Annotated in this window: 13 protein-coding genes; 10 read left to right on the top strand and 3 right to left on the bottom strand. The window is 63.3% G+C overall.

The features are described from left to right. Window positions 1-15 precede the first annotated feature (15 nt). The 9 genes from ACP7E3_RS06995 to ACP7E3_RS06955 all read left to right on the top strand — a co-directional run bounded on the left by ACP7E3_RS06995 (window position 16) and on the right by ACP7E3_RS06955 (window position 6,926). Window positions 16-693: an ABC transporter ATP-binding protein gene (locus ACP7E3_RS06995; protein ID WP_256823474.1), complete on the top strand. Its 678-nt coding sequence runs from the start codon at window positions 16-18 to the stop codon at window positions 691-693. Continuing rightward, window positions 690-1,481, top strand: coding sequence for an ABC transporter permease (locus ACP7E3_RS06990; protein ID WP_017847549.1), 792 nt, complete (start codon window positions 690-692; stop codon window positions 1,479-1,481). The genes ACP7E3_RS06995 and ACP7E3_RS06990 overlap by 4 nt, the downstream gene beginning before the upstream one ends. A gap of 132 nt (window positions 1,482-1,613) precedes the next feature. Then, entirely contained in the window at window positions 1,614-2,246 is a 633-nt protein-coding gene (locus tag ACP7E3_RS06985) for a glutathione S-transferase family protein (protein ID WP_046382771.1), read from the top strand. Between the two features lie 18 nt (window positions 2,247-2,264). Next, entirely contained in the window at window positions 2,265-3,185 is a 921-nt protein-coding gene (locus ACP7E3_RS06980) for a LysR family transcriptional regulator (protein WP_017847547.1), read from the top strand. After that, a complete protein-coding gene (locus ACP7E3_RS06975; protein ID WP_017847546.1) occupies window positions 3,185-4,069 on the top strand; it encodes a LysR substrate-binding domain-containing protein in 885 nt (294 codons plus the stop codon). Before ACP7E3_RS06980 ends, ACP7E3_RS06975 begins: the two co-directional genes overlap by 1 nt. A gap of 79 nt (window positions 4,070-4,148) precedes the next feature. After that, entirely contained in the window at window positions 4,149-5,081 is a 933-nt protein-coding gene (locus ACP7E3_RS06970; RefSeq protein WP_426122672.1) for a pyridoxamine 5'-phosphate oxidase family protein, read from the top strand. A gap of 200 nt (window positions 5,082-5,281) precedes the next feature. Beyond that, window positions 5,282-5,908 (top strand): hypothetical protein, encoded by a 627-nt coding sequence (locus ACP7E3_RS06965; RefSeq protein WP_227778682.1) that lies wholly within the window; start codon window positions 5,282-5,284, stop codon window positions 5,906-5,908. After that, on the top strand, window positions 5,905-6,423 hold the full coding sequence (locus ACP7E3_RS06960; RefSeq protein ID WP_104902808.1) for a hypothetical protein: 519 nt from the start codon (window positions 5,905-5,907) through the stop codon (window positions 6,421-6,423). Before ACP7E3_RS06965 ends, ACP7E3_RS06960 begins: the two co-directional genes overlap by 4 nt. Continuing rightward, window positions 6,420-6,926 carry a hypothetical protein gene (locus ACP7E3_RS06955; protein WP_079444284.1) on the top strand — a complete coding sequence of 169 codons (507 nt, stop codon included), beginning with the start codon at window positions 6,420-6,422 and terminating at the stop codon, window positions 6,924-6,926. The genes ACP7E3_RS06960 and ACP7E3_RS06955 overlap by 4 nt, the downstream gene beginning before the upstream one ends. 92 nt (window positions 6,927-7,018) lie before the next feature. Here the strand turns inward: ACP7E3_RS06955 and ACP7E3_RS06950 are convergent, their stop codons facing one another. From ACP7E3_RS06950 to ACP7E3_RS06940, 3 genes are all read right to left on the bottom strand, one after another. Beyond that, window positions 7,019-8,536, bottom strand: coding sequence for an ArnT family glycosyltransferase (locus ACP7E3_RS06950; protein WP_426122668.1), 1,518 nt, complete (start codon window positions 8,534-8,536; stop codon window positions 7,019-7,021). 9 nt (window positions 8,537-8,545) lie between these two features. Further along, window positions 8,546-10,201, bottom strand: coding sequence for a lipid IV(A) 4-amino-4-deoxy-L-arabinosyltransferase (arnT, locus tag ACP7E3_RS06945; protein WP_108524997.1), 1,656 nt, complete (start codon window positions 10,199-10,201; stop codon window positions 8,546-8,548). A 186-nt stretch (window positions 10,202-10,387) separates the two neighbouring features. After that, complete coding sequence (locus ACP7E3_RS06940) at window positions 10,388-11,068, bottom strand: Ais protein (RefSeq protein WP_057005615.1); 681 nt, start codon at window positions 11,066-11,068, stop codon at window positions 10,388-10,390. 278 nt (window positions 11,069-11,346) lie between these two features. Between ACP7E3_RS06940 and ACP7E3_RS06935 the strand changes: the two genes are divergently transcribed. Beyond that, window positions 11,347-12,015 (top strand): ABC transporter ATP-binding protein, encoded by a 669-nt coding sequence (locus ACP7E3_RS06935; RefSeq protein WP_057005614.1) that lies wholly within the window; start codon window positions 11,347-11,349, stop codon window positions 12,013-12,015. The last annotated feature ends 1 nt before the right edge of the window (window position 12,016 follow it).

Below are 12,016 nucleotides of genomic sequence, written 5' to 3'. Positions count from 1 at the left end.
AGGAGCCTCGCGTCCATGAGCGCACTGATCGAAACCCGCGCCCTGGCGCGCCGGGATGAGCGTCGCCAGGCGGTCTTGCTCCAGCCCACTGACTTCGCCCTGCACCGCGCCGACCGCGTGTCGATCACCGGCGCGTCCGGTTCCGGCAAGAGCGTGTTCCTGCGCGCACTGGCGTTGCTGGACGCGCCCACATCGGGGCAGGTCCTGTGGAATCATCGGCCGATCGCTAACGCAGACATTCCCGAGTACCGCAGCCGCATCTGCTACCTGTCCCAACGCCCGGCGCTGATCGACGGCACCGTGCTGGACAACCTGCGTTTCCCGTTCAGCCTCAAGAGCCTGCGTAAACGTCATTTCGAGCTGGCGACCGTCACCGCGCTGCTGCAGCATGCCGGCAAGTCGCCGGACTTCCTGGCAAAAAATGCCAGTGACCTGTCGGGCGGCGAGTCCCAGGTGGTGGCGTTGATCCGCACCCTGCAGCTCAAGCCCGAGGTGCTGTTGCTGGATGAACCCACCGCCGCCCTCGACCCCGCGTCCTCGCGTGATGTCGAAGCGCTGATCGATGCCTGGTTCGCCGATGACCCCACCCGCGCGTATGTCTGGGTGTCCCACGACCTGGAACAGGCCCAACGCATGAGTGACATCCACCTGCACATGAGCGCCGGTGTGCTGAGCGGAGCCACCCAAGCATGAACTACCAGAACCTGACCGCGCTGGACATGGCCATCGCCGCCGCGCTGATCCTGATCAACGGCGCGCTGTCGCTGGCGTTGCGCCTGGGCCTGGAGCGCCAGTTGCTGTGGGCCGCCGTGCGTACCGTGGTGCAACTGCTGGCGATCGGTTATCTGTTGGGCTGGGTGTTCGCGTTCGCCTATTGGTACGTGGTGCTGCCGCTGATGTGCGCGATGACCCTGATTGCCGGCCTGTCGGCGGCGGGGCGCGGGCGGCGCACTTACCGTGGGCAACGGATCGACAGCATCGTCTCGGTGTGGGGTAGTTCGTGGCTGGTCACGGCGGTGGGCTTGTTTGCGGTGATTCGCATCCACCCATGGTACGAGCCGCAGTACGCGATCCCGATCCTCGGCATGATCCTCGGCAATACCCTGACCGGCGTGTCCCTGGGCATCGAGCGCATGACCCAGGAACTGACCTCGGGCCGCAACACCATCGAGATGATCCTCGCCCTCGGCGGCTCACGCTGGGAAGCGGCGCAGGAAGCGATCCGCCAGGCGGTGCGCGCCGGGATGATCCCGACGCTGAACCAGATGGCCGTGGTCGGCATCGTCAGCCTGCCGGGCATGATGACCGGCCAGGTGCTGGCGGGCGAGAGCCCGGTGGATGCGGTGCGCTACCAGATCGTGATCATGTTTCTGATCGCCGCTTCGTCGGCGTTGGGCACGGTCGGCGCGGTGTTGCTCACCTACCGGCGCCTGTTTTCCAGGAGCCATCGGTTTTTGCGCGATCGGCTGCAAGAGCGCTGACGGCCAGGCGATGGACTGTCGGTGATTGTTTCACCGCGTGAAATGCTCGATTGTAAATCCTGGTGATTCCATCGATAGGCGCCACGGCGGAACATGCCTGGCGTCAAGACCCCCACTTCTTTGGAGCCTTTCATGTCCCAGCCTGCGATCAAACTCTATGGTTTCCCCCTGTCCGGCCATTCCCATCGGGTCGAGCTGATGCTGTCGCTGTTGAGTCTGCCCAGCGAATTCATCCTGGTCGACCTCAAGCAAGGCGCGCACAAAACCGCTGAATTCGTCGACACGATCAACCCGTTCGGCCAGGTGCCGGCGATCGATGACAACGGCACCGTACTCGCCGATTCCAACGCGATTCTGCTGTACCTGGCGAGCAAGTACGGCAACGGCCAATGGCTGCCGAGCGACCCGCTGGGGCAGGCGCGTGTGCAGCGCTGGCTGTCGGCCGCCGCCGGTCAGCTCCACGCCGGGCCGGCGACCGCGCGGCTGGCGGTGGTGTTTGGCGCGGATGTCGATACCGTCGCCGCCATCAGCCGCTCCCACGCCTTGTTGCAATTGGTAGAGCAGCAGTTGGGCCGAAGCCGCTTCCTGGTCGGTGAGCAGCCGAGCATTGCCGATATCGCTTTCTACACCTACGTGGCTCACGCGCCGGAAGGCAATGTGTCGCTGGCCGACTACCCTCAAGTACGCGCCTGGCTGGCCAGTATCGAAGCCTTGCCGGGGTTTGTCGGCATGCCACGCACGGCGGTGGGCCTGCAATCACAGTAACCTTCAAGAGGGACACCGATGGACCGCTTTCATGAAATGCAGGTGTTCCTCGCGGTGGCCGAGGAGGAGAGCTTCGCCGCCGCCGCACGCCGCCTGAAAACCTCGCCGCCCAGCGTGACCCGGGCGATTGCCGCGATGGAACAGCGCATCGGCACCCAACTGCTGGCGCGCACCACTCGCAGCCTGCACCTGACCGAAGCCGGCCAGCGCTACCTGGAAGATTGTCGACGCATCCTCGCCGAGCTGAATGAAGCCGAGGAAGCGGCGGCGGGCAGTTATTCCATCCCCTGCGGCCAACTGACCGTGACCGCCCCGGTGCTGTTTGGCGAGCTGTATGTGGCGCCGTTGCTGGGGGCGTACCTCGATCGTTTTCCTCTGGTGAACATCAACGCTTTGCTGGTCGATCGCGTGGTGAACATGACGGACGAAGGTGTCGACGTGGCCGTGCGTATCGGCCATCTGCAGGAGCCGGGGCAACAGGCGATCCAGGTCGGTGAAGTGCGGCGGGTGGTGTGTGCGTCGCCCGGCTATCTCGACCGGCACGGGCGGCCGCAACATCCCACGCAGTTGCGTGAGGCCAAAATCGCTACGTCGTCGGCCAGCCAATTGATCAGCGCATGGCAATTCGTCGACGGCGAGCAGGAACTGACGGTGCCCATCGAACCGCGCCTGGTGGTCACGGCGAACAACGCCGCGATCAACCTGGCGCGCATCGGCTGGGGCATGACCCGGGTGCTGTCCTATCAAGTGGCGGCGGCGGTGGCGGCCGGTGAACTGGAGATTGTCCTCGACGCGTTCGAGCCCGCGCCGCTGCCGATCCAGGTGGTGTTCCAGAAGGGCGCCCGCGTACCGGCGAAGGTGCAGACCTTCGTCGACTTCCTCACCCAGCATTTCGCGCAGGACCGTGGCCTGAACCCAGCGTCGCAGCGGCCGAACTGATGGAGCGCTATCGCGATATGCAGCTGTTTGCGGCGCTGGCCGGGCAACCGAGCCTGGCGGCGGCGGCGCGCAGCGCCCGGGTGTCCGGCGCGACGCTGGTGCGCGCGTTGGCGCGCTTGGAAGCGCGTCTGCAGGTGGCGTTGCTGCAACGCAGTACGCGGGGTGTCCGCCTCACCGAAGCCGGTCGAGCCTACCTCGCCGACTGTGTCCGCCTGCTGGCGGCCGTGGACGCCGCTGAAGCCTCGGCCAACGGCTCGCATGTGCAGGCCCAGGGCAATCTGCGGGTGTTCCTGCCGTTTCTGTTCAGCCGGTATGTGATGGCGCCGATCCTGGCCGGTTATATGGATCGCCATCCCGATGTTTACCTGACAGCCCGCTACCACGACTATTACCCGAACCTGCACGAAGAGGGGCTGGACGTGGCGATCCTGGTCGGTGCGCTGCCCAACTCGTCGCTGATCGCGCGGCCAGTCGGCCAGGTGCGGCAGGTCCTCTGCGCCAGCCCCGATTACCTTGCGGCCCACGGCGAACCCGCGCACCCGCACGACCTCAAGCAGCATCGCCTGATCGCCAGCGCCGATCAGGTTCACTGGGATTTCCCCCATACCCACCTCAAGGCGCGTACACGCCTGCGCTGCACCACGGTGCAAGGTGCGATCAATGCGGCCGTGCATGGCGCGGGGATCATCCGGTGCCTGAGCTACCCGGTTCACGAGCACCTGGTCAGCGCGCAATTGCGCCGCGTCCTGCCCGCCCACGAGCTGGCACCGTTGCCGGTCAACGTGGTCTACCGCGAAGGCCGCCAGGCGCCGATGCGCGTGCGCAGTTTTGTCGATCACTGCGTGGCGGCGTTGCGCGAGCATCCGGCATTTCAGTTGGCGTAATGCTCGATTGCCGAACGTGGGTATTCTCTCGCCGCGTGGCGGGGCGCAGCATCTGGCTATCTGACACGAGGTGATCGCCATGAACCTGATCGAACACTCCCCCTGGCACGCCGGCGAACGGCAGATGCAAGCCAGCGCCGGCGCCTCCGAGCGTATGGACATGATTGGCGCCAAGGTGATCCGCGATCATCTGCCCGAGCAACACCGAGGGTTCTATCCGCTGTTGCCGTACCTGATGCTCGGCGTGGTGGACGCGGATGGCATGCCCTGGGCGACGATGATCGAAGGCGCGCCGGGGTTTGCCCATTCACCCGACCCGCACACCTTACAGATCGACAGCCTGCCCGGCAGCGGCGACCCGGCGCGCTCCGCCCTGCAGCCAGGGGCCGCCGTCGGCTTGCTCGGCATCGACCTCGACACGCGCCGCCGCAATCGCCTGAATGGCCGGGTCGGCGCGCTGGATGCCGAGGGGTTTGCGGTCGATGTGGTCCAGACCTTCGGCAATTGCCCCAAATACATCCAACTGCGCCCTGTCGATGGGATCGCCCGCCAACCCGGGGGCGTGGCCGAGCGCAGCAGCCGCCTGGATGACGCCGCGCGCGTAATGATCCGCAACGCCGACACGTTCTTCGTCGCCAGCTATGTGGACATCGACGGCGAACGCTCGGTGGACGTCTCCCATCGCGGCGGCAACCGCGGCTTCGTGCGCGTGGAGGGCGACGTGCTGACCATCCCCGACTTTGCCGGCAACCTGTTCTTCAACACCCTGGGCAACCTGCACGCCAACCCGGTGGCGGGGTTGTTGTTCATCGACTTTGCATCGGGCGACGTGATGCACCTGGCCGGGCACACTTCGTTGATCCTCAACGGCCCCGAGGTGGCGCGGTTCGAGGGCGCGCAGCGGTTGTGGACGGTCACGGTGGAACAGGTGGTCCGCCGCCCGGCGGCGTTGGCGTTGAGGTGGCGGTTTGCGGAGTTTTCGCCGTACAGCTTGGCGACGGGGCGTTGGTAGGGCTGCGCTGGAAAGCCTGGGGGGTGAGCGGGTGGTCAAACCCTCATCCGTCCCGTACCATTCGCCCCCCTCGCAGTGACGCGAGGCGCAGCGCCAGGATGGCTCATTGCATGTCTTTCCTGTGGCGTCTGCAGCTCCCTTTTTGCCCGCGTTCAGGATTCGACATGTTTTGCTTTTCCAGGCCTTTGGCCTTGCTCTTAATGGCTGCAGCCTTGGCGGGCTGCGGTACCCAGCCCGCGTCGCTGGTCAGTCAGCCGCTGCAACCCGGCCCCGAAGAACCGGTGGCTTATCTTGTGGGCTCCATCGGCCCGCAGAACCTCAAGGCGTCTCCCGCACCCAACCAGCGCCTGTTGTTTCGCAAGCGTGGCTCCGCCTTCGGGGCCGCGGGTATATGGGTCGGTGTCGGGCGGGAAACGCCTCAGGATGTGAAGGACCAGACCGGCGTCGCCAGTGTGTTCGTGCTGCCGCTCAAACCGGGAGATTATGAGTTTTATGATTTCCAGTTCTTCTCCAGCACCTATTCACCCACCCTGGGCACCACTTACACCTCGGTCCAGGCTCGGGAGAAGTTCAACCTGCCGATGCGCCTGCAAGCCGGCAAGGCCTATTACCTCGGTGAATTTCGCTCGCTGTGCCTGGGGGCATCCCTGTGCGCCTTCCGTTGGCGCGACCAGCAAGGTCGCGATGAACCGATCGCGCGACAATCGGTTCCGCGCTTGCCGGCGCTGGAGTTGATACCGCTGGATTATCGCAGCGCCGCCCCGCATATCATCGCGCCGCCGTCTACCGCTGCGGGCCAGAACACCCCTCAAGAGATGCGTCCATGAACCGCGTTATTACCCTGGGCGTCCTGGCGCTGCTGACTGGCTGTGCGGCCACCAATACCCTGCCCGAGCGCGCGTTGCCCGACGGTCAGGACTACCTCAAGCCGATCCATGTCATGGTCGACGACCCGCTGAATGCCGCGCAAATCCGTAACCAGTTACGCGAAACCGGAGTGTTTCGCAGTGTCGAAACCGGCCAAGGCAAGGAAGGGGATTATTCGGTGTTGATCCGCTTCAATAGCCAGCGCGAGTTGCCACCTTTCCCGGTAATTCTGCTGAGTACGGCGACGCTGTTTCTGCTGCCCTTGTCCCAGAGTATCGACACCACCACCGAGTTTTCCCTGCAACAGAATGGAAAGCTGTTGAAGCAATACAGCTATCGCAACGTGACCCACAAATACACTTGGCTGCTCGATGGCAGCGGCGGGATGCAGCAAGAGAACGTAAACCGTATCACCCGCGCCTTTGCCCAGGATGTACAACGTGATGGCCTACTGCCTGTGGAGCACACGCAATGATCAGGATCACCTTAATGGCTGCCGTGCTGTTGCTCGGCGGCTGCGGCACCGCCCTCAAACCCCTGGACTACAAAGCCCAGCGCGCCTATGTGCCGATGAGCGTCACCATGCCGCCGCCCGAATCCCGGTTCGATCAGCAAAAGCAGCGCGAAGTCATCCAGTTGCTGCGTGATACAGGCGCCTTCAGTTTTCTCGACGGTGGTTTCAGCAAGACCGGCTACAGCCTGTTGGTCGACCAGAGTGGCGGTAAAGGGGCCGGAGTGCTCCCCGCAGTACTCGGCGCTCTGACGCTGCTGACCGTGCCAGTGCCCTACACCTACGAGCGGCAATTGCATGGCTCGGTGTTCAAGGACGGTCAACTGCTGAAAACCTATGCCTACAAGCGTGGCGGCTGGACGGCCACGACTTGGTACATCCCCATGACCGAACCGCGCAGCGAGAGTGAAATGCTCGGCGACCTGATGCGAGACCTGGACCGCGATCGCTTGATTCCCTATCAGTGAGCCGGTGAGGGATGTTCGGCGCCGCAGCGGCAACCCCTGCGGCGCCAACAGCGTGTGGCTTTGGCTGTCGTCGAGCGCCAGGGGCGGGCAGGTCAGCGCGACATCGGGATAAACGCCACGCTCCCCCCCGCACGCTGGTGAAACAGCCGCTCGCCATTGTCAGGCTGGGTGGTGATCACCTGATGATCCGCGCCCAGGTAGGCCAGGGGCGTGGGATCGTCCTTGGAGTACTGCGCGATGATAATCGTGTGTTGCGGATCGAAGCGGCGGCCGCTGGTGTGTTCCAGCCAGGTCATGAACGCAGCGCTGTCGCCCTGGCGGGGGAAGTCCTGGGTTTCGGCGACGTAGTAGAACGGCTGACCGCCGTTTTGCAGGTACATCGGCAGTTTGTTGTCGACTTCCACCAGCACCATTTGCCATTGGTTCCATGGCGCGGTCTTCTCGGCTTGAGCTTGCACGTCCTCGACGAAACGCGTCACGCCGCCGTTGCCGTTGGTCCACGGGTACACCACGCCGAGCACCAGCAGCATCAGTGCGGCGGCAATGCCAAAGCCTTTCTGCCAGCGCGGCCAGCTGGCGGTTTTTTTCGCCAGCCGTTCGCTCAGCCACCAGGCTCCCAGCAACTGGGCGAATGGCACCAGTGGCAGCACGTAGTAACTGCGGCGGCTGCCGCTGGCGGTGAAGAACACGAACAGCAGGCCCAGGCCCCATACCAGCCAGCGCACGTTGGGCGGGGTCTGGCGCCAATGCCGCACGGCCAGCCACAGGCCGAGCAACCAGCACGGTGCCCAGGGCAGGGTGTAGGCGGGCAGGTAGATCAGATAGGTGTAGATCGGCCCCATATGGTCGAAGGGGTCGAAGAAACGCACGACGTTTTCGCGGAATACCAGGGCCAGGCCGCTTTCGCCGTAGGTCGGCGCTCCGTAGAAGTGCGACAGCACGAAGGGGATGGCATAGAACCCGGCGGCAATCAGCAGGGCCAGCACCAGGCGCGGGTTGAGGTGACGTTTGTAGCGATGCTCGCTGAGCAGGTGCGGCAGCAGCACCAGGCCCGGCAGCACAAAACCGATCAAGCCCTTGAACAGCGAGGTCGCGGCCAACAGCAGGAAAAACACCGTGTAGCGCCACAGCCGTGTGTCATCCGGCCCGCGCCAGTACCACCACACCGCCGCCAGCACACCGCACACCGTGAGCACATCCGCCGTGGCCACGCGCGCCCAGAACAGGAAGTAGAAGGTGGTGGCGAGCATCCACCCGGCAATCAGCCCGGTGCCTTTGCGAAACAGGCGCTCGCCGATCAGGTACACCAGCCAGATGCTCAACCATGCGGCAATCACCGACGACAGGCGCAGCGACCACGGCCCCAGGCCGCCCATCAGGTTGGCGAACCCGCTGATCAGCCAGTAGGAGGGCAAAGGCTTATCGTAATACGGCGTGCCTTTGAGGTAGGGATCGAAGTAGTCACCGCTTTGCAGCATCTGCACGACGATGTTCGCCCAACGGGTTTCGGGCCCCCACAGGTCGCGACTGCCCAGGCCCAGCAGCAGGAGCAGGGCCGACACGCCCAGCAATAGCAGCAGGGCGCCACGTTCGGTTTTCCAGACACTCATGGACGGTTCCTAGGGGAGTTTTGGATAAATAGTGAGCACCAGGTCGCCCTTGCGATAGCGCTTGCCGCCGGGTGGCAGTTGCCCTTCCTCAAGGTGTTCGCTGGTGCTCCTGACGCGCATCAGCACCCCGACCGCGCCTTGGCGGCGGGCTTCGGCCAGCCACGACTGGACGTCATCCAGCCCGACCTTGCGCTGTACGGTATCTGGGTATTGCAGGCCATATTGCAGCTCGCCTTCGGTGTCATAAAACGCGACATCCGACCGGTTCAGGCGCCACGCCAGCGCCGATGCCGAGCCTAACTCGTTGCTCAGCAGTGCTTGGGTTTGCTGCAGTTCATCCAGGTGTTCAAGCACGAACTGATCGGGCATTTCGTTATTCGATATCCGCGCCGGCATACCCGCTGGCAGGAGTAGTACCAGCAAGCCGATGCCCAGGACCGGCGTCGCCCAGAGTGTCAGCGGGCGAAAGGCTTGCAGCAGGTTGGTCAGCACCCAGCCCAGCAGCACAATGAAGGTCAACGACAGGCTGAACATCTCCGCGTGGCTGTTGCCGTACAGCGGGTCGCCGATCTGCAGATAGATCAACGTCACCATCGCGGCCATGCCGAGCACGAAGTTGAGCAGGCCGTTGATGCAGATCGCGCGGGTTTTGCCCTGCTGCATCACATCGATCAAGGCATGCCCCATCAACAACGCCAGCGGTAACAGGCACGGCATGATGTAGGTCGGCAGCTTGCCGCTGCTCAGGCTGAAGAAGCCCAGCGGCAGCAGCATCCACAGGGCGAGAAAGGCCGTCGCCGGTTGGCGCTTTTCTTTCCAGGTCTTGTGCAGTGTGGTTGGTAGCAACCCCGCCCAGGGCAGGCACGCGACGACCATGATCGGCAGGAAGAACCACCACGGCCGCGCATGTTGTGCAGTGCCCGAAGCAAAACGGCGGATGTGCTCGTGCCAGAAGAAGAAATTCCAGTAGTCAGGCTCCTGCACATGGATCGCCCACACCCACGGCAGGCACACCAGGACTGCCACGACGATCGCCAGCGGGCCGTACCGCAGCAACTCACCCAGGCGCCGCTGCCAGAGCATATAAGGCACCGCGATCAGCACCGGCAGCAGCCACGCGAGGAAGCCCTTGGTCATGAAGCCCATCGCGCAGGCCAGCCCCAGCAAGGCCCAAGCGCCGAGTCGGGCTCGCGGGGTACGGCTGTCGAGGGCAAACCACAGCGCCACCAGGCTGAGGTTGACCCAGAAGGTGAACTGCGGATCAAGATTGGAGTAGCCGGCTTGCCCCGCCACCAGGCCGAAGCTCAAGTAGAGCAGGGCGCAGGCGAAGCTTTTGCGCGGGTCGTTCCACAGGCGGCGGGCGATCAGGTAGGCCAGCAGCACGCTCAGGCCGCTGGTCAACGCCGAGGCGATCCGCACACCGAACAGGTTCTGGCCGAACACCGCCTGACCGAGGGCGATCAGCCAGTAGCCGGCGGCGGGTTTTTCAAAATAACGCACGCCCATGAAATGCGGTGCGGTCCAATTGCCGCTCATGAGCATTTCCTGGCTGATCTGGGCGTAGCGGGTTTCATCGGGTATCCATAGACCGTGCAGGCCCAGGGGCAGGAGATAAAACGCGACGAAGGCCAGTAGCAGTAAGGGAAGGGGTTTGAATCGGGTCATGCGAACGTCGCTCCTTGACGTTTAAGTGTAGGAAAAGGATGTAAGGAAATAGTGCGATAAAATGTCACAGTGTTCACTAATGGGCTGAAAGTATTCATGACGTCCTTAACTAACAGGCGCAGTTAAACATGCCAGAAGTTGGCTGTCGTTTGGCTGAACATCTGCCTCTTGTGTAGGTAAAAGTGTCTAAAGTTGCTTGAGCGCCTCTGGCCAGTCTTCGCTGTTTATAATGCCCACGGCCTTGAGCTTGCCGTTGCCCAGCACCTTGACGAATAACGCGCTGCCGTATTCGGTGGATTTGGCGTGAGGATAGCCGAGGTCCCGTTCGATGTCGCTGATGCAGGCGCTGTGGGTAATCAGCATAAAGTTGTGCCCGGGTTGCTTGTGGCTGAGGATTTCCTCACCCATGGCATCGCCGCAGATCGATAGCTGGCTTGGCGACAGTTCGGTCTTGCCAAACATGAACAGCGAGGTCTGGGCAGTGCGGGTGGTCGGGCTGCTGAACACGTCTGTACCCTCCATGCCCAGTATTTTGAAGGCTTTGCCGATTTCGACGGCCTGTTGGGTGCCTTTGATCGTCAGGCCATCGGCGGGGCCGAAGCAAGGATTGGAGGAACGGTCGCAGCGTTCTTCATGGCGGACCAGCACCACCAGATTGCCGTCGCGCCAATTGGCCAGCAGGCCTGACGTCAGCAGGCGATTGGCCGTACTCAGGTCCGGTGGCGATACAGGCCAGGCCAGCAAACCTGCCAGCAATGTGCCGCACAGGGCGAGCGCTGCCGTGCCCAGCCAGAGTTTTTTCAGGCGTTTTGCCCGAGCTTGATACGAACGCGGTTTGGTCAGGGTCAGGTTAACCACACTATTCACCGTGGGATGTCAGGCAGCTTTTTATTAGTCAGGCACAACCGTTTGACTGTGCCCGTAGTGGAGCAAGAGCCTGTCATACGGTTGCTGTCTTTTTGCTGAAAACTGGAGCGTTAAAAGTTATGTGTGCCGACAACTAATAAGTTGAGCGTTATTGGCGCTTGTTCGGCACTTTATTCGGTGGTCGGTAGGTAACCGGTGAAATGTATGTGAAAAATTTGCGTGGCGAGGGCGGTCAGCCGTTATCCTCGATTGCAGTCCATTGGCGAGCGAGCGTTCCCATGTTGCAGGTGCAAGGTGTCCATAAATGCTACGTCACTGCGCAGGGCCCGCTGACGGTATTGGCCGGGGTTGATCTGCACTTGGCGGAGGGTGGCAGCCTGGCGCTGATGGGCGAGTCCGGCAGCGGGAAAAGCACGCTGCTGCACCTGGTGGCCGGCTTGGATCGTGTCGACGGCGGCAGTATCCGCGTGGGTGAGCAGCGTCTGGATCAGATGAGCGAGCGGCAGTTGGCCGATTGGCGGCGCACTGAGATCGGCCTGGTGTTCCAGCAGTTCAACCTGATCGGCAGCTTGCGCGTCGACGACAACCTGGCGTTCCAGGCGCGCCTGGCGGGGCGCTTTGATCCGCACTGGCAAGCGCAGTTGGTCGAGCGTCTGGGCCTGGGGGATCTGCTCAAGCGCTACCCGGAACAACTCTCCGGCGGCCAGCAGCAACGGGTGGCGGTGGGGCGGGCGCTGGCGTCTCGACCCGGCTTGCTGCTGGCGGACGAACCGACGGGCAATCTGGATGAGGCCACCAGCGATGAAGTGCTGCAACTGCTGCTGGACCTGTTGCGCGACACCCCCACCAGCTTGTTGATGGTCACTCACAGCCCGCGCATTGCCGCACGGCTCGACCGGCAGGTGGTGTTGCACCGCGGCCACGTCCTGCCTGCGGACGTCGGCTGAG

Source organism: Pseudomonas sp. PSPC2-3 (genome assembly GCF_049898265.1).
In the GTDB taxonomy this organism is placed as follows: Bacteria; Pseudomonadota; Gammaproteobacteria; order Pseudomonadales; family Pseudomonadaceae; genus Aquipseudomonas; species Aquipseudomonas veronii.
This window is presented reverse-complemented; position numbering and strand designations above follow the sequence as displayed.